Here is a 25,651-nt window from a genome sequence, read left to right as displayed (position 1 = left end):
TCCGACGCGATCAGCCGCACCTCGCTCACGAGCGGGCCGGCTGCGCGGTGGCGGTGCGCACGAGGCGCTCGAGCGTGCGCAGTCCGTCCGAGGACAGCACCGACTCCAGGTGGCCCTGCACCGACGCGACGTGCTCGCCGCGCAGGGCGTCGACCACTCCGCTGACCGGGTCGCCCGACACCTCGAGATCGAGCAGGGGAGTGCGCTCGACACCCGATCCCGCGACCGACGAGAAGGTGTTGTAGAAGCCGATCGCCGCCTCCTCGCCGAAGACGTCGACCGCGAGTCGCACGCCCTGGCGCGGCGCGGGCAGCGGCTCGACGGGAAGGCCCGCGAGCAGCGAGAGCATCTGGTGGCTGAGGCACACGGCGAGCATCGGGCGCTCGGAGTCGAGTCGCTGGGTCATCAGCTCGCGCAGGCGCGCGATGCGCGGCTCGGAGTCGTCGCGCGGGTCGCCCGGGCCGGGCCCGAACACGACGAGGTCGTCCGAGAGCACGTCCTCGACGCTCGACCAGCGCTCGACGCGGGCGTCCATGCCGAGGTGGCGCAGCTGGTGCGCGAGCATCGTCGTGAACTGGTCCTCGTTGTCGACGATCAGCGCGGTGTGCCCGTCGAGGCCCGCGATGTGCTCGGGCGCCTGCGGGCGGAGCCAGAACGACGCGAGCCGCTCGTTGCGCGCCTCGAGCGCCTCGGCGACTCCGGGCTGCGCGTTCAGATCGACGGCGGGCGGGATCTCGCGACCCGGCAGGAGTCCCAGCGCCGACAGCACGCCCGAGGCCTTCGCGCGCGTCTCGGCGACCTCACCCTCCGGAGTCGAGTGGCGCACGAGGGTCGCGCCCGCGGGCACGGTCAGCCGGCCGTCGGGCTGGAGGTAGGCGGTGCGGATCAGGATGGGCGCGTCGACCGTGTAGCCGTGCTCCTCGGGCTCGAAGAGCGCGAGGACGCCGGAGTAGTAGCCGCGCGGCTCCTTCTCGTACTCGGCGATGACGGCGCAGGCGTTCTCCATCGGGGAGCCGGTGACGGTCGGCGCGAACATCGTCAGTCGCAGCACCTCGCGGACGTCGAGATCGGTGCGCCCCTCGAGGAGGTACTCGGTGTGGCTGAGGCGCGACATCTGCTTGAGGAAGGGACCGAGGATGCGTCCGCCGTTCGGGCAGACCGCGCTCATCATCTTCATCTCCTCGTCCACGACCATGAAGAGTTCCTCGCTCTCCTTCACGTCGGCGAGGAACGCGAGCACCTCCTCTCCGGTGGGCCCGGCGGCCGGATGGCGGAAGGTGCCGCTGATGGGGTTCATCATCGCGACGCCGTCACGCACCGAGACGTGCCGCTCGGGGGTCGCTCCGACCGCGGTCACCGTCTGCGCGCCGTCGACGCCGGGGGTGTGGATCGCGAAGGTCCAGTAGGCGCCGGACTCGTCGGTCAGCAGGCGGCGGAACCAGGCCAGCACCGCCTCGACCGGAGCGGCGTCGGTGTGCGCGACGAAGGCGCGGGCGATCACGAAGTTCGCGCCCTCTCCGCGGCCGATCTCGTCGTCGATCACGTGCCGGACGATGTCGGCGTACTCCTCGTCGGGCACGTCGAAGCCGCGCTCCTCGACCGGGATCTCGCGCTCGGGGAGCAGTCGGAGGACCTCGTCCAGCGGCACGCTCTCGCGCTCGCGGACGAGGAGGTTGCGCAGCGGCGCTCCGTCGTCCTTCGCGGCGAACCCGCGCTCGCGCACCTGGCGGTAGGGCACCAGCGTGAGCACGTCCCCGCCGTTCAGCGGGATGTCGGCGAGCCCGTCGACGTCGACGACGTCGCCGGTGAAGACGTCCACCTCGGAGCGGCCCTGCCGGAGCACGACGGCGAACGGCAGCGATCCGTCGGAGGAGAGGATGCGGGAGAGGAGCGAGGTCATCGTGGTCCTTGGTTCGGGGTGTCCCTCACCCGGGCCCTGACATGCAGAACGACCGCCCGGACGAGGCGGTCGTGTGCGAGGGGTTCGCGCGTCGGTCCGCCTAGGAGGCGGGCCACCAGGGGCTTCGGTTCGACGTGCGCACGGGGGGAGTCTAGGGGACCGCGCGACGGGCGGCCAAGCGGGAGGGGGTGGCGCGTCCCGAACGGGTGTCTGTCTCCGCTCTTCGGCCCCGTGATAGGAATACCCGCCCGGATCACCGCCGACGATCGGCGCTTCACGCGAGGACACGCATGCTCCGCTCCACCTCTTCCCTGCTGATCACCGCCGCCCTCGGCGCGACCCTGATGCTCGCCCCCGCCGCCGCCGCGTCGACCACGACCCCCACTCCCGTCGCGAGCACGTCGGCCCCGTCGCCCGCGCCCACTGCGACGCCGACCCTCACCCCGGCCCCGGTGCCCACCGTCTCGCTGCCGCCGCTGCCGGTGCCGACGCTCACTCCGGCACCCGTCTCGGAGGAGTGCTACGAGGAGGGCGAGTCGCCCATCGAGTTCGCCGGCGTCGCGACCATCAGCTCCGGTGGGACGCAGACCGAGATCTCGATCCCGGGCGGGACGCTGCGCGACTGCCTCACCTCGTGGAGCTACACGATCGAGGTCCTGATCGACGACGAGTGGCAGGCGGTCGCCGGAGACGGCTCCTCCTCCCGCGAGGTCCCGCCGCTCGTCGAGACCCGGTGGCTCGGCGGGGTCGAGGAGAGGGTGCGCTACATCTACCGCGGCTACTCGGGCACCGTCCCCGGTCCCGACTTCGTGGTCGCGGAGTTCTCGCTCGCGGCCGCCGTCGATCCCGAGCCCGCTCCGGTCGTCCCCGTCCCGATCCCGGTGACCCCGGCGCCGTCCCCCACGAGCACCAGCACCGTGCCGACCGCGCCTCGCACGGCCGTCCCCACCGCCGGCCACGCGCTGGCCGAGACCGGATCGGATGCCGGAGCGCTGCTGCCGATCGGCGCGCTGGCGCTGCTCGCCGGAGCCGCGGCCCTGGTGACGCCAGGGCTGCGCCGCCGCGTCAGCTGATCGTCCGCGGGGCGGGGCGCTCGGTCGTCTCGCCCCGCAGCGTCCGCAGCAGGAGCGTCGCCCCCGCGGTGGCGGCGGGGGTCGCGACCACGGCGCCGCCCGGGATCAGGAACGCCAGGTAGACCGCGACTCCGAAGCCGAGGGACATCCCTCGGCGCTCGCCGAGGAGTCGGCGGCGCTCGGCCAGGGTCATCCCGCGTGCGTCTCCCGCGAACCCGGTCAGTTCGAGGGCCAGGGCCCGCCCGCCGACGAGGGCGCCCGCGAGGAGGCCGATGATCTGGCCGACGACCGGGATCACGCCCAGCAGCACGAGCACGATCCCGATGCCCACCGAGGTGGCGATCAGCACGGCGGAGTCGCGGAGCGAGCGGCCGAGCCCGCTCCAGAACCCGGTCTCGCGCTCGTCGGGCACCCCGCCGAGCTCGTTCTCGACGCCGCGCCAGATCCGCTCGTAGAAGGGATCGCCCACGAGCAGCGTGACGGCTGCGAAGACCACGACCCCCAGGGCGACGAGCGCCCCGACCGCGGCGACCGAGATCGCCAGGCGCGCGCTCGACGCCCAGGCGTCGCTCCAGCCGTCGGCGAACGGCGTCAGCGCGGTGACGACGTCGCCCACGCGGGTCACGACCAGCACGAGCAGGCCGACGAAGACGAGGCCGACGATCAGGGGAGGGATCGCCCCCAGCAGCATCGCCCGGGGCGAGCGCACCCAGGTGCCGAAGCCGCGGAGGAAGAGGCGGGCGCCGAGGCCGAGTTCGCGGAGGACCGTCATGGTCCGATCCTCCCAGCCCCGTGCCGCGGCTGTCAGACGAGTTCGAACGGAGCGAGCAGGCCGGACATCGCCTTCGGGAGCGGCCTCGCGAACTCGTCGCGCCGCGAGGTCGTGACGCCCATCGCCACGAGGCCCTCGACGAGGCGGACGGCGGCCGAGACCCCGTCGATCACCGGCACGCCCAGCTGCCGCGAGAGCTCGCGGCAGAAGTCGGCCATGCCGGCGCAGCCCAGCACGATCACGTCGGAGCCGTCGGCCGCGAGCGCGGCGGCGCACTCCTCGAGCACGACCCGGCGGGCGTCGGAGCGGGGGTCGTCCAGCTCGAGCACCGGGATGTCGCAGGCGTGGACGCCGGCGCACGCCTCGCCGAAGCCCGCCCGGCGCGCGATGTCCCACGCGCGTCCGCTGGTCCGCGAGAGCGTGGTCACGACGCTGAAGCGGCGGCCGACGAGGGTCGCCATGTGCATCGCGGCCTCGGCGATGCCGACGACCGGGCCCCGCGCGAGCTCGCGGGCGGCATCGACCCCCGGATCGCCGAAGCACGCGACGACGTAGCCGTCGCTGCCCGCCGCGTCGCCCCGGACGATCTCGTGCAGCAGTCCCGGCACCGCCAGCGCCTCGTCGTAGTGGCTCTCGATCGAGGCGGGCCCCATCGGAGGCGTCACCGCTGCGATCTCGGTGCCGAGGGAGGCGACGGAGCGGGCGGCCCGGCCGATCGCCTCCGTCATCCGCTCGCTGGTGTTCGGGTTGACGACGGTGATGCGCATGGGTTCCTCGGGGACGTGGCGGGAGGGGGAGGGCGGCTGCCCGCAGCGGGCGGCCGCCCGGGTGGATCAGGCGGCGCTGCCGTCGCTGACGTTCTCGAGGTCCTCCTCGAGGCGCCCGATGCGCGGGGCGCGGCGCTCGAGCAGGGCCATGGCGATGAAGCCCAGTCCGCAGCCGAGGAACCAGCTGTAGTCGCCCAGCCAGGTGAAGGAGGGGCCGCCGGCCTCGGCGATCCAGCGGGGCACGAGCACCGAGGCGACCGACGGGACTCCGCCGATGATGGTGGCCCACACGGCGTTCGGGTTGAAGCCCCTCGAGAACCAGTACCGGCCCGTCTCGCTCATCGTGTAGAGGTCGTCGACCCAGACGCGCTGACGGCTGATCAGGTAGTAGCCGGCGATCAGCACGCCGAACAGCGGGCCGATGAGGGCGCCCAGGATGCCGAGCGTGTAGTGGATCGCGGTGTCGTTCGAGTACCAGTTCCACGGGGTCAGCAGCACCGAGCCGACCGCGGCGATCATGCCGCCCATGCGCCAGCTGATCTTCTTCGGGTTGACGTTCGAGAAGTCGAACGCGGGCGAGATGAAGTTGGCGACGATGTTGATGCCGATCGTCGCGATGACGAAGGTCAGCCCGCCGAGCAGCACCGCGAACCAGGTGTCGATCCGCTCGACCGTCTCGATCGGGTCGGTGATGAGCTCGCCGAAGACCGGCACGGTCGCGGACGCGGTGATGACGGTGAGGAGGGAGAAGAAGAGGAAGTTGATCGGGAGCCCGAGCAGGTTGCCCTTCTTCACCGCGCCGTAGCTGCGGGCGTAGCGCGAGAAGTCGCCGAAGTTGAGCATGGGACCCGAGAAGTAGGACACGACGAGCGCGACGGCCGAGATCATCACCGGCAGCGACGCGGCGAAGTCGAGGACCTCGCCCGAGCCGAGGTTGAGCGAGATGTTCTCCCAGCCCGCCTGCGACACCAGGTACACGGCCAGGACCAGCATCACCACGTAGACGGCGGGGCCGGCCCAGTCGATGAAGCGGCGGATCGACTCCATGCCCCGCCAGAACAGCGCGGCCTGCGCGACCCAGAGGATCGCGTACGAGAGGTAGCCGAGCGCGGAGAGTCCGAGGAAGGACGCCTCCGGGGTGTTCCAGGAGGCGAGGTCGGGGAAGAACTTGAGGAACACGATGTTCAGCGACTGCGCCGCCAGATAGGTCTGGACGCCGTACCAGGCGATCGCGATCAGGCCGCGGATGATCGCGGGGATGTTCGCGCCGCGGATCCCGAAGATCGCCCGGTTGATGACCGGGTAGGGCACGCCGGTGATCTGGCTCGGCTTGGCGACGAGGTTGCAGAAGATCTGCACGATCACGATGCCGACGACCAGGGCGACGAGCACCTGCCAGCCGGCGAGGCCGAGCGCGAAGAGGGATCCGGCGGTGACGTAGCCGCCGACGCTGTGCACGTCCGACATCCAGAACGCGAAGATGTTGTAGCTCGACCAGCGCTGCTTCACCAGCGGAGCGAGGTCCTCGTTCGCCAGGCGGTCGTCGTAGCCGGGCTTGATCAGGGCGGCACCGACGGGGAGCTCGGCGGCGACGGGCGGGACGGTGGGCAGGTCGGTGCGGGGTGCGGTGGCGCGGTCGGTCATGGAGGATCCACCTCTCGGGCGGCCGGGCGCGGGCCCGGCTCGGATCGGATGTGTCAGGGTGGTCGTGGTGGCGGACCGAGGCGGTCGGCCGTCCCCGCGGAGTGCGTGAGGCGCTGTGCGTGGATGCTGTGAAGCAGTCGCTTCACAGCATGTGAACCTATTGCTTGACACCCCCGGGCTCGTTTCGGCTCCGTTACGGGTGTGTGACGATCGCCGGAGGAGGGTCGCCGATGATCACCGACGCCCCCGAGCCCGACTCCGACGGGCTGCCCGTCGCGCCCTCCGGCACCGTCCCGACGGACGACCCCGTGGAGGTCGCGGCGAGCGCCCTCGCCGCCGGGACGGATCGCGAGCGTCTCGGAGCGCGCCTCCGTGAGCTGCGCCTCGCCTCCGGCCTGTCGCTGCGCGCCCTCGCCCGCGAGCTCGGCATCTCGGCCAGCGCGGTCTCGCAGATCGAGCGCGGCTCGATGCAGCCCTCGGTCGGGCGCCTGATCGCGGTCGTCGGCGCACTCGGCGTGCCGCTCTCGGCGGTCTTCGACGAGCCGGCGCCCCCGTCGGTCGCGACGGCGGTCGTGCGGGCGGGGGAGGTCGCTCCGGTGACCCTCGACGGCGGAGTGCTCTTCCGTCGGCTCGCGCCCCGCTCGGTCGAGGCGGTCGACTTCTTCGAGTCGACCTATCCGCCGGGGTCGACCTCGACGGCGCACCGCCGGTTCCTCCGGCACGACGGCTTCGAGGTGGGCACGGTGACGCTCGGCGAGCTGACGGTGGAGTTCGAGGACGAGACCGTCGTGCTCGCGGCCGGGGACGGGATCACGTTCCCGTGCGAGCGCCCGCACCGGATGGTGAACCGCGGGGAGTCGACCGCCGTCGCGACCTGGCTGATCGTTCACCGCTGACGCGATCGGCGACGGCCCGATCGCGCGGCACCACCTGCGTATGGGAGAGTGTCGGCACTCCTCCACAGCGGGGGAGGTGGTGGTGACTGTCCACACCCCCGGGCGGAACGAGGCCGAGGGACCTCCTCGATGTCGGTGCCGACCGGTGTGATGTGCGCCTCGAGCGATTGGTGCGGAACATGGACGGACGGCAGGACAGCGGGCGGAGCGACGGGTGCCCGGAGTGGTGCGCGGGCGAGCACGACGACATCGGAGGGCGCGCCGAGCGGCTGCACCGCTCGGCGGCGAGCAGCGTGCCGCTCGTGCAGTGGCCGGACCGGGGGCCGCTCGGTCGGCCGGAGGCGCTGCTCGTGCACGTGTCCCTCTGCCGGCCGGGTCCGGCGGGCGAGGTGAGGATCCGCCTCGAGGCGGACGCCCTGGGGGTGCTCGATCTCGATCTCAGCGGGGCGGCGCGCCTGGCCGGGGCGATCGACGCCTCCCTGCTCCTACGCGGAGCCGCGCGATGAGACGCGGGGCGGATTCGGCGGCAGGAGCTCGCTCAGCTCCAGGTCGAGCGCCTCGCAGAGGGCGAAGAGCGTCTTCAGCTGCGGGTTCGCGGGAGACCCGGGCTTGGACTCGCCCTTCTCGAACTTCTGATAGGTGTAGCCGGCGAGGCCCGCGGCGTGGGCGATCCGCTCCTGGCTCTCGCCCTTGGCCATGCGCGCGCGGTGGAGGTTCGTTCCGAGCTCCCGGGCGTACTCGGCCCAGTCTCGTTCGGGGCGGGGTGTCGACATGCTGGCCAGCTTCCGAGAAGAAGGGTCGGGGGTCAGCCATACGCGCATGGGTATTTCGCGATGGCCATACGAGGCGTGCCACCCGGAGGAGGGGGAGGCCTCCGGGGCCCGCGGGAGCCACCGCGTAAGATGTCCGGGTGCCAGTGAACCCCGAACTGACCGGTCGCGCCTTCGCGCCCACCGCGTCGTACCAGGTGGGGCGCGAGAAGGTGCGCGAGTTCGCCCGCGCCGTGTCCGCCGCCTCCCCGCTCCACCACGACCCCGAGGCCGCGCGCCTGGCCGGGTACGACGACGTCATCGCGCCGCCCACCTTCCCCGTGGTGATGCAGGAGCTCACGGTCGCGCAGCTGCTCGCCGAGCCCGACGCCGGGATCGACTACAGCCGGGTGGTCCACGGCGATCAGCGCTTCGTGCACTCCCGCGCCATCGTCGCCGGCGACGAGCTCACCGCGACCCTCGCCGTCGCCAGCGTCAAGCAGCTCGGACCGCACTCGATGATCGTCCTCGAGTCCACCGTGGCCGATGCGCACGGCGAGCACGTCGTGACCTGCATCTCCACGCTCGTCGTCAGGGGTGACGAGTGATCGCCGCGGTCCCCGTCCTCGCCGACCTCGAGATCGGGCAGGTGGTCGGCGAGCGGAGCTTCCACTTCACGCGCGACGTCCTCGTCCGCTACGCCGCCGCGTCCGGCGACTTCAATGCGATCCACTACCGCGACGACGTCGCGGCCGAGGTGGGCCTGCCCGGCGTCCTCGCGCACGGGATGCTCACGATGGGCACGGCCGTGCAGGTCGTGGCCGACTGGATCGGCGACCCCGGCCGCATCGTCGACTACCGCGTCCGCTTCACCCGCCCGATCGTCGTCGATCCCCGCGAGGGAGCCGATGTCCTCGTCGTCGCCAAGGTCGGCGAGCTCGACGTCGACGCCGGAGCCGCGCGCATCGACCTGGCCGTCACGGTCGCCGGCCAGGCCGTCCTCGGGAAGGCGCAGGCGCGCGTCTCGCTCGTCTGATCCCATGCCCGCGCCCTCCCTCTCCGAGCTGACGACCCTCCGCGTCGGCGGTGCGCCCGAGCGCTACTACGAGCCCGCCACCACGGCCGAGCTCGTCTCGGTGCTGCAGGAGCTCTGGGCCGCCGACGAGCCCTGGCTGCTCGTCGGCGGCGGCTCGAACCTGCTCGTGGGCGACGACGGCGTCGAGGGCGCCGTGGTCCGGGTGCGGACGGCGGGTGTGGAACGGCTCGACTCCGACCGCCCCGGCGCGGTGCACCTGCGAGTGCAGGCGGGCGAGTCGTGGGACGGCCTCGTGGCGCTCACCGTCGAGCGCGGCTGGACCGGGCTCGAGGCGCTCAGCGGCATCCCCGGCACGGTCGGCGCCTCCCCGGTGCAGAACATCGGCGCCTACGGCCAGGAGGTGTCGGACACCCTGGTGGCGGTCGACTTCCTCGACGAGGGCGCGCGGGAGCCGGTGCGCCTCACGGCCGCGGAGCTCGAGCTCGGCTACCGCACCTCCGTCCTCAAGCAGGGGCGCCGCGGAGCGGTGCTCGCCGTCGAGTTCGCCCTCGAGGAGACCGACGGGGTCGGCGCGCCGATCGCCTACGCGCAGCTCGCGTCGGCCCTCGGAGTCGAGCTCGGCGACCGGGTCCCGCTGGACCGGGTGCGCGAGACCGTGCTGCGACTGCGCTCCTCGAAGGGCATGGTCCTCGACGCCGACGATCCGGACACCGCCAGCGCGGGGTCCTTCTTCACCAACCCCATCGTGACCCGTGCCGCCGCCTCCGGACTGCCCCCGACGGCGCCGCGCTGGCCCGTCGAGCCGTCCGCCGAGGCCGATGTCGTCACTCCTCTGGACGCCGTCGCCGCGGGCGCGCCGATCGGACTGCCGGCGCCCGCCGCGCCTGACGCCCTCGTGAAGCTCAGCGCCGCCTGGCTGATCGAGAACTCGGGGATCACCCGGGGCTTCGCCCTGCCGGGGTCGCGTGCCGCCGTCTCGAGCAAGCACACGCTCGCCCTGACGAACCGCGGCAGCGCGCGTGCCGAGGAGATCGCGGAGCTCGCCCGCTATGTGCAGGGCCGCGTCCTCGCCGAGTTCGGCGTCCTGCTGCACCCCGAGCCCGTGGTGGTCGGCACCAGCGTCTGACACGCTGTCGCACGACAGGGGTCGCCGGATCGGATGTCGTGCCGGATCAGGCGTCGCGCCGGATCCAGCGGAAGGTGAGTCGGCTCGCGATCAGGCCCAGCACGAGCCAGACGCCGAGGACGATCGCGACGCCACCCAGATCCCAGGCGCCGTCCACCTCGAGCTTCTCGAAGTCCGACGGCAGGAACACGGCGCGCATGCCCTGAGCGATCCACTTGAGCGGGAACACGCTCGCGATGTTCTGCAGCCAGTCGGGGAGCGTGGTGAACGAGAGGTACGAGCCCGAGACGAACTGCAGGACGAGCAGCGGCGGCACGATGACCGCGGTGGCGCTCTTGCCCGAGCGGGGGAGCGCCGAGACCGCGATGCCCAGGATCGCCGAGGTGGCGACTCCGGCGAGGTAGACCCAGGCGAACGTGGCCCAGCGCCCGCTGTCGGTCGGCAGCTGGACCGAGAAGACCGTGGCGGCGACGACCAGGAGCAGCGCCGTCTGGGCGAGACTCGTGACGAGCACCTGGCCGAACTTGCCGAGGAAGTAGCTCAGCACCGGCAGCGGGGCGCCGGCGAGGCGCTTGAGGGTTCCGTCGCTGCGCTCGACCGCGATGTCGACCCCGAGATTCTGCACGCCCGAGAGCAGGATGCCCGCGGCGGCCAGCCCCGGGACGTAGTACTCGGCCATCGTGATGCCCGGGTCCTGCGGATCGGCCTGCATGACCGCGTTCTCGCCGAACGCGACCGAGAAGATCGTGAGCAGCAGCACGGGGAAGAGGAAGGTGAAGAAGACCTGGTCGGGGGCGCGGAAGTACGAGCGCACCTCGTAGCGGGCGCGCGCGGCGCCCAGTCGCAGGGTGCGGCCGGGGCCGGTGCGCAGCCTGGTGCGGGGAGGGGCCTGGACCGCGGTGCTCATACCGTCTCTCCGATCACGTCGAGGGCGATGCCGCCGTCGCCGGCCCGGTCGTCCCGGATGAGGTCGAGGTAGATGTCCTCGAGGCTGGGCCGCAGCACCTCGAGCGCCGGGGGCTCGCCCAGCCGGGCGCAGAGCTCGGCGACGAAGCGCGCCGGCTCGGTCGTGCGCACGCGGTGCGCGACCCCCGACTCCTCCCACTGCACGATCGGGACGCGCGCCTCGTCGCCGCCGATCTCACCGACCGGGCCGATGGCCAGCAGGCGCCCGCCGGCGATGACGGCGGCGCGATCGCCGAGGCGGGCCGCCTCGTCGAGGTAGTGCGTGGTCAGGAGGATCGTGGTGCCCTCGCTCTTCAGCAGCGCGACGAGATCCCAGAACGAGTGCCGCGCCTCCGGATCGAAGCCGGTCGTCGGCTCATCCAGGAACACCAGCTCGGGGCGTCCGATGATGCCGAGGGCGACATCGACGCGACGGCGCTGGCCGCCCGAGAGCTTGCCGATGCGCGAGCGCGCCTTGGCGGTGAGCCCGACGGCCTCGATCGTCTCGTCGACGTCGCGCGGACGGGGGTAGAGGCTCGCGAAGTGCGCGATCTGCTCGCGCACCGTCGCGTTGCCGGATTCGCCGCTGGACTGCAGCACGATGCCCAGGCGCGACTTCCAGGCGAGATCGCCGTGGCGGGGATCCACCCCGAGCACCGAGGCCTCGCCGCCGGAGCGGTCGCGATAGCCCTCGAGGATCTCGATCGTCGTCGACTTGCCGGCGCCGTTGGGTCCCAGCAGGGCGAAGGTCTCGCCGCGGTGGATGTCGAACGAGATCCCGGTCAGGGCGGGTGCACCGCCGTAGTCCTTGCGCAGATCGCGGACACGGACTGCGGCGTCGGGGGTCATCGCACCAGCGTGCCCTGTCGCGCGCCCGAGCGACAGCGCCGGCACCGCTTCGGCGCAGCACTTGCGCTGACCCCGCACTTCGCGCAGTCGCCGCCGCGCATCCTCAGCTGTTGAGGGCCCTGCGCCCTGTGAGCGGTCGCCCCTTGCTCCTTGCGGAGGATGTGCATCCCGAGCAGAGCACTTCCGCGACCGCTCGTCCTCGCCCGCCGCGGTCCCCTCCCCGAGCGCACCCTCAGCAGAGCGCACCACTCGGCCACCATCGCGGCCGAGCCCCCTTCCCTCCTGACGTTCTCCACGACAGGCACAGGCGAGCGCAGCGTCGCGAAGCCGAACCGGTGATCCGCGTGTCAGCGGATCGCCGTAGGCGGACGCAGGACGCTCTGCGGAACGCGACCACTCAGCCGGCCGACCGCGGCCGATCGACGACGGAGGAGGAGAGAGGCGGCCCGGCACCGCCGAATCGGCACCGCCGAACCGGTGATCCGCGTGTCAGCGGATCGCCGTAGGCGGACGCAGGACGCTCTGCGGAACGCCCCGCCTCGTCGAGCCGACCGCGGCCGATCGACGACGCAGGAGGAGAGAGGCGGCCCGGCACCGCCGAATCGGCACCGCCGAACCGGTGATCCGCGTGTCAGCGGATCGCCGTAGGCGGACGCAGGACGCTCTGCGGAACGCCCCGCCTCGTCGAGCCGACCGCGGCCGATCGACGACGCAGGAGGAGAGAGGCGGAAAACTCAGCCGAACAGCTTCTGCAGCCGCTGCACGCCCTCGAGCAACGCGTCGTCGCCGAGGGCGTAGGAGAGGCGCAGGTAGCCGCTGGGGCCGAAGGCCTCGCCGGGGACGGTCGCGACCTCGGCCTTCTCGAGGATCAGGTCGGCGAGCTCGAGCGAGGTGGTCGGCGTGACGCCGTCCCACTCGCGGTTCAGCAGCCCGCGGACGTCCGGGTACACGTAGAACGCGCCACCGGGGGTGGGGCACTCGACTCCGTCGATCGCGTTCAGCTCGGCCACGATCGTGCGGCGGCGGCGGTCGAAGGCGAGGCGCATCTCCTCGGCCGGCTCCTGCGGTCCGGTGAGAGCGGCGATCGCGGCCCGCTGCGAGATGTTGGAGACGTTGCTCGAGAGGTGCGACTGCAGGTTCGAGGCGCCGGCGATGGCGTCGGCCGGGCCGACCATCCATCCGACCCGCCAGCCGGTCATCGCGTAGGTCTTGGCGACTCCGTTGACGAGGATCGTGCGGTCGCGCAGCTCGGGAACGGCCTCCACGATCGAGGTGGCGCGCTCGAGGGGGCCGGCGTCGTCCTGCCCGTCGACCGCGTAGACCAGGTTCTGGTAGATCTCGTCGGCGATCACCCAGAGGCCGTGCTCCTGGGCCCACTCGCCGATCGCACGGGTCTGCTCGGCGGAGTAGACGGCTCCGGTGGGGTTGGAGGGGGAGACGAAGAGCAGCACCTTGGAGCGCTCGGTGCGAGCCGCCTCGAGCTGCTCGACGGTGACGAGGTAGCCCTGGTCGGCACCCGCGAAGACGTCGACCTGCACGCCGCCCGCGAGCTTGATCGCCTCGGGGTAGGTGGTCCAGTAGGGGGTCGGCACGAGGACCTCGTCGCCGTCGTCGAGGAGGGTCTGGAAGGCCTGGTAGACGGCCTGCTTGCCGCCGTTGGTGACGACGACCTGCGAGGGCTCGACCGCCCATCCGGAGTCTCGCGCGGTCTTCTCGGCGATCGCCGCGCGGAGGTCGGGGAGTCCCGCCGCGGGGGTGTAGCGGTAGTTCTTCGGGTCGAGCACCGCGGCGGACGCGGCCTCGACGATGTGCTCCGGGGTGAGGAAGTCGGGCTCGCCCGCCGCGTAGGAGATGACGGGGCGTCCCTGCGCCTGGAGGGCCTTCGCCTTCGCGTCGACCTTGAGGGTCGCGGACTCGGCGATGGCGGAGATTCGGGCGGAGACGCGCGTGGGAGCAGACACGAGCGAAAGCGTATCCTCTGCGCGCGAGGGGGCGCATCCGGGCGGCGCGGCCCGGCTGGACACTCCTCTCGGGTCCACGTACACTCGTCCGAGGTAGTCGAACTCTGCCAGTCTTCACCGCGCCCGACAGGGTCGGAGGAGGGTGCCGCGGAGTTCGCCTCCTCCTCGGATGCTCGCAACGGCATCCATAGGGCGGTGGCTCAATTGGTAGAGCAGCGGTCTCCAAAACCGCAGGTTGCAGGTTCGAGCCCTGTCCGCCCTGCACATCGATGCCCGTCGCTCGCGGTCCCCGCGATGCAGCGGTCATCGGTCCAGGGTCGCCCGCAGGGCGGCCGGCCACACCGGAGGTTCCGGTGCGGGAAAGGTGCGTGCAGGTGGCCGGGAAAGCAGTCGACGAGCCGAGCGAGGACGTCGTCGCGATCGCGAATCAGCAGCGTGCGGCGCGGCGCAATCCGTTCGCGCGGATCGCCCTCTTCATCCGGCAGGTCATCGCCGAGCTGAAGAAGGTCGTGACGCCGACCAGGAAAGAGCTCGGCAACTACGTCGTGGTGGTCCTGATCTTCGTCGTCATCATGATGGCGCTGGTCTCGTTCCTCGACTGGGTGTTCGCGCTGGCCGTGACCTACGTCTTCGGCACACCAGCCGCCTGACCCGGTGGCATCCGACACCGCTTGGGCGGAGGATGCCGGCCACAGCGGTACGCGCCCTCGCGGCGCCGACCGCATCGATCGAGAGAGAGTTGTGACGAGTGTCTGACAGAAACCGCGACGACGTCGACTGGTCGACGGCTGCCGAGCAGTCGTCGGAGGTCGAGGAGGCGCAGGAGGGCGGCACCCTCACGCAGGCCGAGGACTCCAGCGAGCCCGCCGAGGAGGGCGCCCTGAGCGTCATCGACGAGAACGAGTCCGAGGAGGACCTGGCGTCCGACCTCGAGGCCGCGCTCGACGCCATCGGCTCGGTCGACGACCCGGAGGCCGACGCGGCCGTCGACGAGGCCGCTCACATCGACACCGTCGAGGAGGCCGAAGCGGCCCTCGAGGCCGTCGAGGACGAGGCCGAGGTCGCCGCGGAGGACGCGGAGGCCGAGGGCGAGGACCTCGCCGACATCGACCCCTACGAGGCCTTCCGCACGGAGCTCCGCGGCAAGCCGGGCAAGTGGTACGTCATCCACTCCTACGCCGGCTTCGAGAAGCGCGTGAAGTCCAACATCGAGAACCGCAAGGTCTCGCTCGAGGCCGAGGACTACATCTTCGAGGTCCAGGTCCCAATGGAGGACGTGGTCGAGATCAAGAACGGCCAGCGCAAGATGGTCACCCGCGTGCGCATCCCCGGCTACGTGCTGGTGCGCATGGACCTCAACGAGGACTCGTGGTCGGTCGTCCGCCACACCCCCGGCGTGACCGGCTTCGTGGGCAACGCCCACAACCCGACTCCGCTGCGCTTCGAGGAGGCCTTCACGATGCTGAAGAGCCTCGTCGAGATCAAGGACGTCGCCCCCTCGAAGGCGCCCGGCGCGAAGGGCCAGAAGCAGGCCCAGCGCGTGCTGCCCGCCGAGGTCGACTTCGAGATCGGCGAGACGATCACCATCAAGGAGGGCTCGTTCGCGGGTCTCCCCGGCTCCATCAGCGAGATCAAGCCCGAGAGCGGCAAGCTCACGGTGCTCGTGTCGCTGTTCGAGCGCGAGACCCCGGTCGAGCTGTCCTTCGACCAGGTCACCAAGCTCTGACGTCCTGACGTCGCGACGACGCCCTCTCCGCTCCGGCGGAGGGGGCGTCCGTCGTTCCGGGACGCGCTCGTCGGCGCCGCGTCGGTGCGATCTGCAGGGGATCCGACTGGAGGAGCGCTTTCCTCCGCATCGCTGGGGACGACCCGGCCCGATTCCCCTGCAGATCGTGCCGGTGCCCGCAGATGGGGCGGGTGCCCGCAGATGGTGCGGGGCCTGCAGACGGTGCGGCGCCCGCAGACGGCAGCGGCGGATGCGGATCCGCCCTGTCGGGAGTAGCGATACCCGTGTAAGCTCGTACGGGTTTTCGTGTCGGCGCCCGTCCGCGTGCGCGCCGTCCGACCCTCCTCCACCGCGATCCGACTCCGTCGGGTGCGCGGGAGAGCGGCCGGGAACCCCCGACCACTCGAACCCTGAGAAAAGGAATCAGAATGGCCCCCAAGAAGAAGGTCACCGGCCTGATCAAGCTCCAGATCAAGGCCGGCGCGGCGAACCCCGCGCCCCCGATCGGTCCGGCGCTCGGTCAGCACGGCGTCAACATCATGGAGTTCTGCAAGGCGTACAACGCGCAGACCGAGTCGCAGCGCGGCAACGTCATCCCCGTCGAGATCACCGTCTACGAGGACCGCTCCTTCACCTTCATCCTGAAGACCCCGCCCGCGGCGGAGCTCATCAAGAAGGCCGCCGGCGTCGCCAAGGGCTCCTCGACCCCGCACACCGTGAAGGTCGCGAAGCTCACCCAGGCGCAGGTCCGCGAGATCGCCGAGGCGAAGCAGGTCGACCTGAACGCCAACGACATCGACGCGGCCGCGAAGATCATCGCCGGCACTGCGCGCAGCATGGGAATCACCGTCGAGGGCTGATCCCATTCCAGCGCTTGCACGGGGTGATTCCCGTGCTGCGCGGACGGCGGCAGCCCGACGGTACATTGGCCCGTCGTCCTCGGGAGACTGCGAGAAGTGACAGCGACCCTCAATGGGTCGCACGACACCTCCTCCTGGCCTCCGGGAGCAGCCACACCGCTCTGCGACTCGTCACGTCGCGTCACTCAAGAACTCAACATCCCGTGGGAGAGCCCGCCAGGCTCTAGAACCACATTCTCGTTTCAAGGAGAAACAACATGGCACAGAAGTCGAAGGCCTACCGGGCCGCCGCAGCCAAGCTCGAAGAGGGCAAGTACTACACGGCCGATGAGGCCGTCGCCCTCGCTCGCGAGACCGGCTCGGCCAAGTTCAACAGCACCGTCGAGGTCGCGCTGAAGCTGGGCGTCGACCCGCGCAAGGCGGACCAGATGGTCCGCGGCACGGTCATCCTCCCCCACGGCACGGGCAAGACCGCCCGCGTCATCGTCTTCGCGACGGGACCGGCCGCCGAGGCCGCGATCGCCGCGGGTGCCGACGAGGTCGGCGGCGCCGAGCTCATCGAGAAGGTCGCGGGCGGGTACACCTCGTTCGACTCCGCCGTCTCGACGCCGGAGCTCATGGGCCAGGTCGGTCGTCTCGGAAAGGTGCTCGGCCCCCGCGGCCTCATGCCCAACCCGAAGACCGGCACCGTGACCCCGGACGTGGCGAAGGCCGTGACCGAGATCAAGGGCGGAAAGATCGAGTTCCGCGTCGACAAGCACGCCAACGTGCACCTCGTCGTCGGCAAGGCCGCGTTCACCGAGGAGCAGCTCCAGGAGAACTTCAAGACGGCTCTCGACGAGATCAACCGTCTCAAGCCCTCCTCCTCCAAGGGCCGCTACATCCAGAAGGCCGCCGTCTCGACGACCTTCGGCCCCGGCATCCCGCTGGACGTCAACGTCCTGTCCTAGGACGTCGCTGCCCCGAGGCAGCACCGACAGGAGGGGGTCCGCGTGAGCGGGCCCCTCCTTCGTCGTTCCCGGGGTCGGAGCCGGCCGCGCGGCGGGGCAGACTGGTCGTCGTGCTCCAGGATCAGCAGCGACCCTCCGACGACGCCCCGACCGCGGTCCGCCGAGCGGTGCCCGCGGACGCGCCGGCGCTGGCCGAGGTCGCCGCTCTCACGTTCCCGCTCGCCTGCCCGCCGCACACGAGCGACGAGGCGAAGGCCGAGTTCATCCGCGCGGTGCTGTCCGAGGAGCGGTTCGCCGCGTACCTCGTCGACCCGCACCGGTCCCTGTTCGCGGCCGAGGACGCCTCCGGGGCGCTGGTCGGCTACACGATGCTGGTGCGGGGCGAGCCGGCCGACGAAGACGCGGCCGCCGCGATCAGCCGGCGCCCGAGCGTCGAGCTGAGCAAGTGCTACGTGCTGCCCGGTGGTCACGGCAGCGGGATCGCCTCGGCGCTGATGGCGGCGTCGCTGGACGATGCGCGATCGACCGGCGCGGCGGGCGTCTGGCTCGGGGTGAACCAGGAGAACGAGCGGGCGCGCCGGTTCTACGTCCGGCACGGGTTCGCGGTGGTGGGCGAGAAGCGCTTCCTGGTCGGCGACCGCTACGAGGACGACTTCGTCCTGGAGCGCCCGCTGCCCTGATCCCCGTCGCGAGGGACCGCTCCGCGACGGGACGCGCACGGGAAGGCGCACCGGAGTGGCATCCCGCGGAGGACCGAGGTCAGCCCTCGCAGACGGTGAGCACGATCTTGCCGCGCGTGTGGCCGGTCTCGAGCTGCTCGTGCGCCTCGCCCGCCTTCTCGAGCGGGAAGACGCCGTCGATGAAGACGCGCACGTCTCCCGACTCGAGCAGGCGCGAGACCACGGCGAGCGTCGCTCCGTCGGGCGCGACCTTGAAGGTGGAGGCGCGCACGCCGGCGGCGGCCGCCTCCTCGAAGAACCCGGGCCAGCTGCCGGTCGGCGCGTTCACGACGAGTCCGCCGGGGCGCAGCACGCGCAGCGAGCGCGAGCCCGTGTCGTCGTGCACGTTGCCGACCAGGTCGATCACGACGTCGATGTCCGAGAGCATCTCGTCGAAGCGCTCGGCCGTGTGGTCGATCACCTGGTCGGCGCCCAGCTCGCGGAGCCACTGCAGATTGCGCGTGGACCCGGTGGCGGTGACCGTGGCGCCGAAGTACGAGGCGAACTGCACGGCGAAGTGGCCGACTCCGCCGGAGCCCGCGTGGATGAGGATCCGCTGCCCCTCGTGCGCCTTGGCCAGCTCGACCACCATGCCCCACGCGGTGAGCGCGGCCAGCGGGACGCCGGCGGCCTCCACGTGCGACAGCGTCGAGGGCTTCCGCGTGACCGAGACGCTGGGCACGCTGACGTACTGGGCGTAGGAGCCGGAGTAGCGGGGCACCATCACGAATCCGTAGACCTCGTCGCCGGGCCGCAGCGGATGCGCGGGGTACGGGCTCTGCACGACGACGCCCGAGAAGTCGTGGCCGAGCACCGCGGGGTACGAGGTGATCTGGGAGGCGACTCCGCGGCCCGCCCTGGTCTTCACGTCGAGCGGATTCACTCCGGCCGCGACCACCTTCACCAGGAACTCGGCGTTGATCGCCGAGGGGGTCGGCACGGTCGCGAGGTGCAGCGCCGAGGCGTCGCCCGGGGCGTCGATCACCGCCGCCGTCATGGTGTCGGGGAGGACCACCTCCTCGGGGATCTCGCCGATCGTGAGGCCGTGTCCGAGCGCACTGCTGTGCATCATCGCCCTTCCTGTGTCCCGGCCCCGGTGGTGGTTCCAGGGGTGGGCGACGCGCTGGCGTGCGTCCCCCGACCCCGTCTCCGAGCGCCGCGATCAGTCAATCGAGGTAATGAGTCCGGGCTGTTACGGCGGTGTCACCCGCCCGAGAAGATTGGCTCTCCGTGCCCCGATGGGGAGGTGAGGCGGCGTCGGGCTCGGGGCGCAGCGGCGTCTGGCACGATGAGGGGATGCTGCGACGACGTGCCGGAGGCCCCCTGCTGATCGGCGGATCGGTCCTCGTGCTCGCCGGTCTGATCCTCCTGCTCGGTGCGCGGCTCAGCCTCTCGCGCTGGGTCTACGTGAGCGAGATGGGAGCGCCGGGCATGCCGACGGCGGGCGCGGTGCGGATCGCGCTGCTGCTCGTCGCGGCCGGCGGCACGGCCGTCGCGCTCGGCGCCCGGCACGTGCGGTCCCGGCTGCTGCCCTCGCTCGCGCCCTCCCTCGTGCTGCTCGCCGCCGCCGGGTGCTTCGCGCTCGCGTCGCAGGTGACCTGCACGGCGGGGTGCCCGCTGCCGGTGGGGGAGAGCTTCAGCTGGCAGGACCTCATTCACACCAGCGCGGCGGTGCTGGGCTTCGCGTCGGCGTGCGTCGCGATGCTCCAGCTCGCGGCGGCACGGGAGCGCCCGGCCGTCGCCCGGCTCTCGCTCGTGGCCGGAGTGGCGGTGGCCGTGATCGCGGGAGCGGGCGCGATCCTGTCGCTCCTCCGGGTCTGGATGCGCCTGGGCGGAACGCTGGAGTTCGTCGCGACCGCCGTGGCCCTGCTGTGGCTCGCGACCGTGGGCCTGGTGCTCGCGCGGGAGGACCTCAGCGCCGCGCGAGCCAGTCGCGGACGCGACTCCGCAGCACCTCGGTCTGCCGCTCCTGGCCGTCGTCGCGCGCCGGCACCCGCTCGAGCTCCGCGTCGGGAAGACCTCTCGCCCACTGCTCCGCCACGGCGACCGGGTGCACCGGATCGCGCTCGGCGGCGATGACGAGGGTGCGCGCGATGACCTGCGACAGCTCGCCGGAGTCGCGGTACGCGGCGTTGCGGGGAATCTCGGCGAGGCGCACGGCGCGCTCCGCCGCCCGAGGCGCGCGGAACTGCTGCACGAGGCCCTGAGCCCCGGCGGGCGACTCCTCCACGGCCCGCTGGAAGAGGCCGGAGGCGCGGAAGAGCCGCTCGCCCCGCTTGGCACCGTGGTCGTGCAGCAGCTGCGCGAGGACGGGGAAGACGGCGAGGTTCTCGGGCATCGGCTCGGAGGTGAAGGCGGGGCGCACGAAGACCGCCCGGTCGATCGGCAGCACGCGGCGCGCGACGAGGCGCAGGGCGATCGCGGCCCCCATCGAGATGCCGAGGACCGTGAGCGGCTTGTGCGCGGCTCCGGCGCGGATCACCTGCTCGGTCACCTCGTCGGCGAGGGCGTCGAGCGAGAAGTCGGAGCCGGCGCCCACGAGGTCGGAGGCCCCGTGCGCGCGGACGTCCGGGGCGAGGACCTCGCTGCCGGGCGGGAGCGCCGGTCGGAGCAGGCCGAGCGGCTGCGAGCGGTCGCTGCCGAGCCCGTGCAGGAGGAGGACGGTCACCGCGCGCCCGCGCGGGTTCTCTCGTGCAGCTCGGCCATCAGCATGCCGGCGAGGCGGACGAGGACGTGGATCTCGTCCTCGTCGCGGTCGACCCAGCGGAACTCGGGCTCGGCGTCGATCGGCACGAAGTCGCGGTGCTGCTCCCAGACCACGAGCGTGCGCTCGGCGCCCAGGACGTACTGCTGCCAGAAGACCTGCCGCAGGTAGTGGCGCGGGATGCTGCGCCACGGCTTCGTGGTCGTCTTGATCTCGCAGAGCTCGAGCCGGCCGTCCTCGCGCAGGCCGATGCCGTCGGGGGTGGCGAGGTGGCGCCGCTCCTGGCTCGCGTGGAAGAGGGTGCTGCTGGGCTCGATCTCGTGCTCGCGGAGAACCCAGGCGGCGATCTCGGGCTCGCGGGCCCGGCCGTGATCGGTGAACGCGTTGCCGCCGAAGCCGCTGCCGTAGAGCTTGTCGAGGGCGACGCGGTCGATGGCGGCCGTGGAGGAGAGGCGCGCGACGTCGGTCGCGGTGATGCCGCGGGAACGGGCCCGGAGCCAGGCGACGCGATCGGTGGAGTGGGCGACGACCCGCTTCAGGTGGGGCGGCTCGGCCTCCCGGAAGACGGGCTGCGTCTCCCAGGGGAACGTGAGCTGCAGATCGGGCACCGATACATTCTGCGCCCGTTCCGAGGAGGTGCCGAATCGGCACGCGGGGGCGCGGTGTTCGCCGAGCGCGAGATCGGGGCGGACGCTCGACCGGCGCGGGAGAGCGTCAGGAGGCGGCGAGGAAGGAGTCGACGACCCCGGGGGAGAGGAGGTGGCGGCGGACCATGAGGGCCGCTCCGCGGACGCCGCCGCCGCGGTCGCCCGAGGCCTGCACGATGTCGAGGGAGCGGGTGGCGAGGGGGAGGGAGCGGCGGTAGACGACCTCCCGGACGCCCGCGAGCACCTCGTGGCTCGCCTCCGCGATGCTGCCGCCGATCACGATGACGGAGGGGTTCAGCAGGTTCACGCACGTGGCGAGCACCTCGCCGATGTCGCGGCCCGCCGTGCGGGTCAGCTCGACGGCGGCCGGGTCGCCCTGGGTGAGCAGCCGCACGACGTCGGAGGTGCTCGCGACCCCGCCGCCGAGCCGCCGGGCGATGGCGGAGCCGCTCGCGATGGCCTCGAGATCGGCGTCGCCGTGATCGCCGGGGACCTGGACATGGCCGAGGTCGCCCGCGGCGCCGAGCGCTCCCCGCTGCAGTGCGCCTCCGCTGACGATGCCCGCGCCGATGCCGGTCGAGACCTTCACGTACAGCAGGTCGTCGACGCCGGAGTAGTGGTCGGCGTGCTCGCCGAGGGCGAGGAGGTTGACGTCGTTGTCGACGAGCACCGGCACCGGGAGCGACCGCGCCACGAAGGCGGGGATGTCGAAGCGGTCCCAGCCGGGCATGATCGGCGGCTTCACCGGGCGGCCCGTGGCGTGCTCCACCGGACCCGGCACTCCGACTCCGACCCCGGCGAGCGGGCCGGCGCCGGGGAGGTCCGCGAGCAGGGCGGCGGCGGTCTCGAGAGCGTGCCCGAGGACGGCGAGAGGGCCGTCGGCGATCGCGATCGCCTCCCGTCTCTCGGTCAGGACGGTGCCGTCGAGGTCGGTGACCGCGGTCGTCGCGTGGGCGGCGCCGAGGTCGACGGCGAGGAGGGTGCGGGCCGAGGCGTCGAAGGCGATCCGCGCCGCGGGTCGGCCGCCGGAGGAGGGAGCGTCGTCGCGACGGACGACGAGTCCGGTGGCGGCCAGCAGGTCCAGCTGCGCCGAGACCGCCGCGCGGGGGAGGCCGGTCTCGGCGACGACGTCGGCCCGGGTGCGGGCGCCGCCGTCGGCGAGCAGCAGCAGCAGCTCGCCCGGGGCGCTCGTGGCGGAACGGCGACGGGACGGCATGGCGGAAGTCAATCACAGCGCGGGGCCTTCTGCTCCGAGCCAGTCCGACTTTCTACGCCTCCTGGAGAAGTTCTGCTTGTTGGGACTCAAAAGCCCGCGTAGGGTTCGGAGCACCCACGTTCGACGTCGATCAGGAGCACCCCGGTGGCCACACCAACAGACCTCTCCGTCCAGCTGTACTCGGTCCGCGAGTCCCTCGCCGCCGATCTGCCCGCCACCCTCGACCGCCTCGCAGGCATCGGCTTCACGAAGGTCGAGCTCTTCTCGTTCGTCGACCTCGCCGAGGGCTACCGCTCGGCGCTGCCCGCCAGCGGCCTGACCGCCCCGAGCGCCCACGCGCGCCTCCTCGGACCGCAGGAGGGCACCTCCGTCGACGAGATCTTCGACATCGCGGCCTCGCTCGGCGTGCAGACCGTGATCGATCCGCACGTCGACCCGACGCGCTGGACCACCGCCGACGATGTCGAGAAGATCGCCGACGAGCTGAACGCGCTCGTCGACTCCGCCGCCTCGCGCGGCCTCACCCTCGGGTACCACAACCACGCGTTCGAGTTCGAGAACCGCATCGACGGCCGCAGCGCCTTCGAGCACCTCGCGAGCCTGCTCGACGAGCGGATCCTGCTCGAGCTCGACACCTACTGGGCTGCGGTCGGCGGCGACGACCCCGCCGCGGTGCTCGGCCGCCTCGGCGAGAAGGTCCGCTTCCTGCACATCAAGGACGGACCCGTCTCGAGCGACACCCAGGAGCAGCTGCCCGCAGGCGACGGCGCGATGGACATCCCGTCGATTCTCGCCGCCGCCCCGCAGGCACTCCCCGTGCTCGAGTTCGACGCCTACGCGGGCGACATCTTCGAGGGCCTGACCACGGGCTTCACCTACGTCTCGGAGCTCTCCGCATGAGCGGCGCGGGACGCGTCGGCGTCGGCGTCATCGGGGCCGGGAACATCAGCACCCAGTACCTCACCAACCTGACGGTCTTCCCCGACCTCGAGGTGCTCTTCGTGGCCGACATCGACCTCGAGCGCGCGAAGGCCCAGGCTGAGGCGTTCGGCGTGCCCGGATCGGGCACGGTCGAGGAGCTCCTCGCGCACCCCGGCATCGAGATCGTCGTCAACCTGACGATCCCGGCCGTGCACGTCGAGGTCGCCCGTCGCGCCCTCGAGGCCGGCAAGCACGTCTGGACCGAGAAGCCCTTCTCGCTCGACCGCGACAGCGGCGTGGAGCTGCTCGCCCTGGCGAAGGAGAAGGGGCTGCGCGTCGCCACGGCGCCCGACACCTTCCTCGGCGCGGGCCTCCAGACCGCGCAGCGCGTCATCGAGAGCGGAGCCATCGGGACCCCGCTGTCGGCGATCACGCTCTTCCAGGGCCCCGGCCCCGAGGGCTGGCACCCGAACCCCGAGTTCTTCTTCGCACCCGGCGGCGGACCGCTGCTGGACATGGGTCCGTACTACATCACCACCCTCGTGCAGAACCTCGGGCCGGTCGAGAGCGTCACCGCGGTCTCCTCCCAGGCCCGCGCGACGCGCGTCGTCGGCTCCGGACCGCGCGAGGGCACGGAGTTCCCCGTCACGATCCCGACCCACATCGGCGGACTGCTCCGCTTCGAATCCGGTGCCTCGGCGCAGGGCGTCTGGAGCTTCGAGTCGAGCATGCAGCGGATGGGCTTCGTCGAGATCAACGGCTCCGAGGGCACGCTCGTGCTGCCGGACCCCAACATGCACGACGGCGAGGTCACCCTGTACCGCCGCGGAGAGAAGGAGCCCGAGGTCATCGAGGCCACGGGCTCGACCTTCTCGCGCGGAACCGGCGTGCTCGAGCTCGCCCGGGCGATCCGGGCCGATCAGCCCGAGGCGGCGTCGGGCGATCTCGCGTACCACGTGACCGACGTGATGCTGTCGCTCCTCGAGGCCGCCGAGACGGGTGAGAGGGTGCTCGTCGAGAGCACCGTCGCGCCGCGCCCCGCCGTCCCCGAGGACTGGGACCCGAGCGAAGCGACCCTGGTCTGATGAGCGGTGCCCTGCGCGTCGGCGTGCTCGGCGGCGGGTTCATGGCGGCCGTGCACAGCCGCGCGGCCCGCAGCGCCGGCGCGGTCCTGGCGGGCGTCGCCTCCTCCAGCCCGGAGAAGGGCGAGAGGGCGGCGGGCGAGCTCGGCTTCGAACGCGCCTACGCCGACGCGCGGGCGCTGATCGAGGACGACGGCATCGACGTGATCCACGTCTGCACGCCCAACGCCAGCCACGCCGAGCTCGCTCTCGCGGCGATCGACGCGGGCAAGCACGTGGTGTGCGAGAAGCCGCTGGCGGCGACGGTGGCGGAGGCCCAGGCGCTCGCGAGCGCCGCGTCGGCCGCGGGGATCGTCGCCGCCGTGCCGTTCGCCTACCGGTTCCACCCGATGGTGCGCGAGGCGCGCGCCCGGGTCGCCGCGGGCGAGACCGGTCGGCTGGTCACGGTGCGCGGCAGCTACCTGCAGGACTGGCTGCTGGGCGCGTCCGACGACAACTGGCGTGTGGATCCGGCCGCCGGCGGGCGCTCGCGCGCCTTCGGCGACATCGGCTCGCACCTGGTCGACCTGCTCGAGTTCGTGTCGGGCGAGCGGATCGAGTCGCTCGCGGCGATCACGAGCACGATCCACGCCGAGCGGGGCGGCCGCGCGGTCGAGACCGAGGACGTGGCCGGAGCGATCGTCCGTCTGGCGGGCGGCGCCGTCGGCACCCTCCTGGTCTCGCAGGTCACGGCCGGGCACCGCAACGAGCTCGTGCTGGAGGTGTCGGGGCTCGAGGAGTCGCTGCGCTTCGAGCAGGAGCTGCCCGAGACGCTCTGGGTCGGGCGCCGCGACAGCGCGGTGCTCGTGCCGCGCGACGGCGCGATCCTCGCACCGGATGCGGCCCGCCTCTCGATCGTGCCCAGCGGGCATCCGATGGGCTACCAGGACGCGTTCACTGCGTTCGCCCGCGACACCTACGCGGCGATCGCCGGAGCCGAAGTCGAGGGTCTGCCGACGTTCGACGACGGACTCCGCGCCGCCCGCATCACCCAGGCCGTGCTCGACGCGGCCGACTCCGGCGCCTGGGTCACCGTGCCCGGCGCGCTCTGACACCCCTGTCGAAGGAG

26 protein-coding genes, 1 tRNA gene and 1 pseudogene are annotated in these 25,651 nt (G+C 72.2%); 16 read left to right on the top strand and 12 right to left on the bottom strand.

Annotated features, from left to right (window positions below; all coding sequences use genetic code 11):
* Positions 1-25: 25 nt before the first annotated feature.
* Entirely contained in the window at positions 26-1,900 is a 1,875-nt protein-coding gene (locus tag AC0CID_RS08845) for an anthranilate synthase family protein (RefSeq protein WP_207404594.1), read from the bottom strand.
* Positions 1,901-2,190: 290 nt separating this feature from the next.
* Between AC0CID_RS08845 and AC0CID_RS08840 the strand changes: the two genes are divergently transcribed.
* Positions 2,191-2,973, top strand: coding sequence for a hypothetical protein (locus tag AC0CID_RS08840; protein ID WP_465226501.1), 783 nt, complete (start codon positions 2,191-2,193; stop codon positions 2,971-2,973).
* Here AC0CID_RS08840 and AC0CID_RS08835 read toward each other — a convergent pair.
* The 3 genes from AC0CID_RS08835 to AC0CID_RS08825 form a co-directional block, all read right to left on the bottom strand.
* Complete coding sequence (locus tag AC0CID_RS08835) at positions 2,966-3,745, bottom strand: EI24 domain-containing protein (RefSeq protein ID WP_465226500.1); 780 nt, start codon at positions 3,743-3,745, stop codon at positions 2,966-2,968. The two genes, AC0CID_RS08840 and AC0CID_RS08835, sit on opposite strands and share 8 nt — an antisense overlap.
* Positions 3,746-3,777: 32 nt before the next feature.
* Complete coding sequence (locus tag AC0CID_RS08830; protein ID WP_207404575.1) at positions 3,778-4,512, bottom strand: aspartate/glutamate racemase family protein; 735 nt, start codon at positions 4,510-4,512, stop codon at positions 3,778-3,780.
* Between the two features lie 66 nt (positions 4,513-4,578).
* A complete protein-coding gene (locus tag AC0CID_RS08825; RefSeq protein ID WP_465226499.1) occupies positions 4,579-6,156 on the bottom strand; it encodes an NCS1 family nucleobase:cation symporter-1 in 1,578 nt (525 codons plus the stop codon).
* A gap of 230 nt (positions 6,157-6,386) precedes the next feature.
* Here AC0CID_RS08825 and AC0CID_RS08820 point away from each other — a divergent pair, with 230 nt between their 5' ends.
* Together AC0CID_RS08820 and AC0CID_RS08815 are read left to right on the top strand one after the other, a co-directional pair.
* Positions 6,387-7,052, top strand: coding sequence for a helix-turn-helix domain-containing protein (locus tag AC0CID_RS08820; RefSeq protein WP_465226498.1), 666 nt, complete (start codon positions 6,387-6,389; stop codon positions 7,050-7,052).
* Between the two features lie 179 nt (positions 7,053-7,231).
* Entirely contained in the window at positions 7,232-7,558 is a 327-nt protein-coding gene (locus tag AC0CID_RS08815; RefSeq protein ID WP_207404556.1) for a DUF6907 domain-containing protein, read from the top strand.
* Here the strand turns inward: AC0CID_RS08815 and AC0CID_RS08810 are convergent.
* Positions 7,538-7,825 (bottom strand): helix-turn-helix domain-containing protein, encoded by a 288-nt coding sequence (locus AC0CID_RS08810; protein WP_207404553.1) that lies wholly within the window; start codon positions 7,823-7,825, stop codon positions 7,538-7,540. The two genes, AC0CID_RS08815 and AC0CID_RS08810, sit on opposite strands and share 21 nt — an antisense overlap.
* A 137-nt stretch (positions 7,826-7,962) precedes the next feature.
* Between AC0CID_RS08810 and AC0CID_RS08805 the strand changes: the two genes are divergently transcribed.
* The 3 genes from AC0CID_RS08805 to AC0CID_RS08795 are packed head-to-tail and all read left to right on the top strand — an operon-like array spanning position 7,963 to position 9,963.
* Entirely contained in the window at positions 7,963-8,409 is a 447-nt protein-coding gene (locus AC0CID_RS08805; RefSeq protein ID WP_207404549.1) for an FAS1-like dehydratase domain-containing protein, read from the top strand.
* Positions 8,406-8,837 (top strand): MaoC/PaaZ C-terminal domain-containing protein, encoded by a 432-nt coding sequence (locus tag AC0CID_RS08800; RefSeq protein ID WP_374070492.1) that lies wholly within the window; start codon positions 8,406-8,408, stop codon positions 8,835-8,837. Before AC0CID_RS08805 ends, AC0CID_RS08800 begins: the two co-directional genes overlap by 4 nt.
* A gap of 4 nt (positions 8,838-8,841) precedes the next feature.
* Positions 8,842-9,963 (top strand): UDP-N-acetylmuramate dehydrogenase, encoded by a 1,122-nt coding sequence (locus tag AC0CID_RS08795; RefSeq protein WP_465226497.1) that lies wholly within the window; start codon positions 8,842-8,844, stop codon positions 9,961-9,963.
* Between the two features lie 46 nt (positions 9,964-10,009).
* On the opposite strand, the gene AC0CID_RS08790 is transcribed toward AC0CID_RS08795, so the two are convergent.
* The 3 genes from AC0CID_RS08790 to AC0CID_RS08780 form a co-directional block, all read right to left on the bottom strand.
* Positions 10,010-10,870 carry an ABC transporter permease gene (locus AC0CID_RS08790; RefSeq protein WP_207404543.1) on the bottom strand — a complete coding sequence of 287 codons (861 nt, stop codon included), beginning with the start codon at positions 10,868-10,870 and terminating at the stop codon, positions 10,010-10,012.
* On the bottom strand, positions 10,867-11,757 hold the full coding sequence (locus tag AC0CID_RS08785) for an ABC transporter ATP-binding protein (RefSeq protein WP_207404539.1): 891 nt from the start codon (positions 11,755-11,757) through the stop codon (positions 10,867-10,869). Before AC0CID_RS08785 ends, AC0CID_RS08790 begins: the two co-directional genes overlap by 4 nt.
* 734 nt (positions 11,758-12,491) lie before the next feature.
* Positions 12,492-13,718, bottom strand: coding sequence for a pyridoxal phosphate-dependent aminotransferase (locus AC0CID_RS08780; RefSeq protein WP_207404535.1), 1,227 nt, complete (start codon positions 13,716-13,718; stop codon positions 12,492-12,494).
* Between the two features lie 189 nt (positions 13,719-13,907).
* Between AC0CID_RS08780 and AC0CID_RS08775 the strand changes: the two genes are divergently transcribed.
* From AC0CID_RS08775 to AC0CID_RS08750, 6 genes are all read left to right on the top strand, one after another.
* Positions 13,908-13,980 (top strand) — tRNA-Trp (locus AC0CID_RS08775).
* A 112-nt stretch (positions 13,981-14,092) separates the two neighbouring features.
* Positions 14,093-14,368, top strand: coding sequence for a preprotein translocase subunit SecE (secE, locus tag AC0CID_RS08770; protein ID WP_068208793.1), 276 nt, complete (start codon positions 14,093-14,095; stop codon positions 14,366-14,368).
* A 98-nt stretch (positions 14,369-14,466) separates the two neighbouring features.
* Positions 14,467-15,444, top strand: coding sequence for a transcription termination/antitermination protein NusG (gene nusG, locus AC0CID_RS08765; RefSeq protein ID WP_207404531.1), 978 nt, complete (start codon positions 14,467-14,469; stop codon positions 15,442-15,444).
* 428 nt (positions 15,445-15,872) lie between these two features.
* The gene (rplK, locus tag AC0CID_RS08760) at positions 15,873-16,304 is read left to right on the top strand and encodes a 50S ribosomal protein L11 (RefSeq protein ID WP_055790620.1); all 432 of its coding nucleotides are present in this window, start codon (positions 15,873-15,875) and stop codon (positions 16,302-16,304) included.
* A 257-nt stretch (positions 16,305-16,561) separates the two neighbouring features.
* Positions 16,562-17,254: a 50S ribosomal protein L1 gene (gene rplA / locus AC0CID_RS08755; RefSeq protein WP_207404520.1), complete on the top strand. Its 693-nt coding sequence runs from the start codon at positions 16,562-16,564 to the stop codon at positions 17,252-17,254.
* Between the two features lie 110 nt (positions 17,255-17,364).
* Positions 17,365-17,934 carry an N-acetyltransferase family protein gene (locus AC0CID_RS08750; RefSeq protein ID WP_465226496.1) on the top strand — a complete coding sequence of 190 codons (570 nt, stop codon included), beginning with the start codon at positions 17,365-17,367 and terminating at the stop codon, positions 17,932-17,934.
* Between the two features lie 79 nt (positions 17,935-18,013).
* On the opposite strand, the gene AC0CID_RS08745 is transcribed toward AC0CID_RS08750, so the two are convergent.
* Entirely contained in the window at positions 18,014-19,042 is a 1,029-nt protein-coding gene (locus AC0CID_RS08745) for an NADP-dependent oxidoreductase (RefSeq protein ID WP_465228071.1), read from the bottom strand.
* 227 nt (positions 19,043-19,269) lie between these two features.
* Between AC0CID_RS08745 and AC0CID_RS08740 the strand changes: the two are divergent.
* Positions 19,270-19,854 (top strand): annotated as a pseudogene (locus AC0CID_RS08740) (DUF998 domain-containing protein); the annotation flags it as partial.
* Positions 19,855-19,885: 31 nt separating this feature from the next.
* Here AC0CID_RS08740 and AC0CID_RS08735 read toward each other — a convergent pair.
* The 3 genes from AC0CID_RS08735 to AC0CID_RS08725 form a co-directional block, all read right to left on the bottom strand.
* Positions 19,886-20,641 (bottom strand): alpha/beta fold hydrolase, encoded by a 756-nt coding sequence (locus tag AC0CID_RS08735; RefSeq protein ID WP_465226495.1) that lies wholly within the window; start codon positions 20,639-20,641, stop codon positions 19,886-19,888.
* Positions 20,638-21,285, bottom strand: a complete 648-nt coding sequence (locus AC0CID_RS08730; protein WP_207404509.1) for a YqaJ viral recombinase family protein — start codon at positions 21,283-21,285, stop codon at positions 20,638-20,640. Before AC0CID_RS08730 ends, AC0CID_RS08735 begins: the two co-directional genes overlap by 4 nt.
* Before the next feature lie 106 nt (positions 21,286-21,391).
* Positions 21,392-22,540 (bottom strand): ROK family transcriptional regulator, encoded by a 1,149-nt coding sequence (locus AC0CID_RS08725; RefSeq protein ID WP_465226494.1) that lies wholly within the window; start codon positions 22,538-22,540, stop codon positions 21,392-21,394.
* A gap of 144 nt (positions 22,541-22,684) precedes the next feature.
* On the opposite strand from AC0CID_RS08725, the gene AC0CID_RS08720 reads away from it, so the two are divergent.
* Genes AC0CID_RS08720 through AC0CID_RS08710 form a run of 3 tightly spaced genes read left to right on the top strand, consistent with a single transcriptional unit; the run spans position 22,685 to position 25,634 of the window.
* Entirely contained in the window at positions 22,685-23,440 is a 756-nt protein-coding gene (locus tag AC0CID_RS08720; protein WP_465226493.1) for a sugar phosphate isomerase/epimerase family protein, read from the top strand.
* Positions 23,437-24,546, top strand: coding sequence for a Gfo/Idh/MocA family protein (locus tag AC0CID_RS08715; protein ID WP_465226492.1), 1,110 nt, complete (start codon positions 23,437-23,439; stop codon positions 24,544-24,546). The genes AC0CID_RS08720 and AC0CID_RS08715 overlap by 4 nt, the downstream gene beginning before the upstream one ends.
* Positions 24,546-25,634, top strand: a complete 1,089-nt coding sequence (locus tag AC0CID_RS08710) for a Gfo/Idh/MocA family protein (RefSeq protein ID WP_465226491.1) — start codon at positions 24,546-24,548, stop codon at positions 25,632-25,634. Before AC0CID_RS08715 ends, AC0CID_RS08710 begins: the two co-directional genes overlap by 1 nt.
* Positions 25,635-25,651: the final 17 nt, after the last annotated feature.

The sequence above is a fragment of the Rathayibacter sp. AC451 genome (genome assembly GCF_979253095.1).
This window is presented reverse-complemented; position numbering and strand designations above follow the sequence as displayed.

What these genes read in the sequence shown, in the direction of transcription:
- AC0CID_RS08825 (WP_465226499.1), bottom strand. Translation starts at nt 6,156, where the DNA reads ATGACCGACCGCGCCACCGCACCCCGCACCGACCTGCCCACCGTCCCG.
- rplA (WP_207404520.1), top strand. Translation starts at nt 16,562, where the DNA reads ATGGCACAGAAGTCGAAGGCCTACCGGGCCGCCGCAGCCAAGCTCGAA.
- rplK (WP_055790620.1), top strand. Translation starts at nt 15,873, where the DNA reads ATGGCCCCCAAGAAGAAGGTCACCGGCCTGATCAAGCTCCAGATCAAG.
- AC0CID_RS08810 (WP_207404553.1), bottom strand. Translation starts at nt 7,825, where the DNA reads ATGTCGACACCCCGCCCCGAACGAGACTGGGCCGAGTACGCCCGGGAG.
- AC0CID_RS08815 (WP_207404556.1), top strand. Translation starts at nt 7,232, where the DNA reads ATGGACGGACGGCAGGACAGCGGGCGGAGCGACGGGTGCCCGGAGTGG.
- AC0CID_RS08715 (WP_465226492.1), top strand. Translation starts at nt 23,437, where the DNA reads ATGAGCGGCGCGGGACGCGTCGGCGTCGGCGTCATCGGGGCCGGGAAC.
- AC0CID_RS08785 (WP_207404539.1), bottom strand. Translation starts at nt 11,757, where the DNA reads ATGACCCCCGACGCCGCAGTCCGTGTCCGCGATCTGCGCAAGGACTAC.
- AC0CID_RS08835 (WP_465226500.1), bottom strand. Translation starts at nt 3,745, where the DNA reads ATGACGGTCCTCCGCGAACTCGGCCTCGGCGCCCGCCTCTTCCTCCGC.
- AC0CID_RS08795 (WP_465226497.1), top strand. Translation starts at nt 8,842, where the DNA reads ATGCCCGCGCCCTCCCTCTCCGAGCTGACGACCCTCCGCGTCGGCGGT.
- AC0CID_RS08710 (WP_465226491.1), top strand. Translation starts at nt 24,546, where the DNA reads ATGAGCGGTGCCCTGCGCGTCGGCGTGCTCGGCGGCGGGTTCATGGCG.
- AC0CID_RS08725 (WP_465226494.1), bottom strand. Translation starts at nt 22,540, where the DNA reads ATGCCGTCCCGTCGCCGTTCCGCCACGAGCGCCCCGGGCGAGCTGCTG.
- AC0CID_RS08790 (WP_207404543.1), bottom strand. Translation starts at nt 10,870, where the DNA reads ATGAGCACCGCGGTCCAGGCCCCTCCCCGCACCAGGCTGCGCACCGGC.
- AC0CID_RS08745 (WP_465228071.1), bottom strand. Translation starts at nt 19,042, where the DNA reads ATGCACAGCAGTGCGCTCGGACACGGCCTCACGATCGGCGAGATCCCC.
- AC0CID_RS08845 (WP_207404594.1), bottom strand. Translation starts at nt 1,900, where the DNA reads ATGACCTCGCTCCTCTCCCGCATCCTCTCCTCCGACGGATCGCTGCCG.
- AC0CID_RS08830 (WP_207404575.1), bottom strand. Translation starts at nt 4,512, where the DNA reads ATGCGCATCACCGTCGTCAACCCGAACACCAGCGAGCGGATGACGGAG.
- AC0CID_RS08840 (WP_465226501.1), top strand. Translation starts at nt 2,191, where the DNA reads ATGCTCCGCTCCACCTCTTCCCTGCTGATCACCGCCGCCCTCGGCGCG.
- AC0CID_RS08820 (WP_465226498.1), top strand. Translation starts at nt 6,387, where the DNA reads ATGATCACCGACGCCCCCGAGCCCGACTCCGACGGGCTGCCCGTCGCG.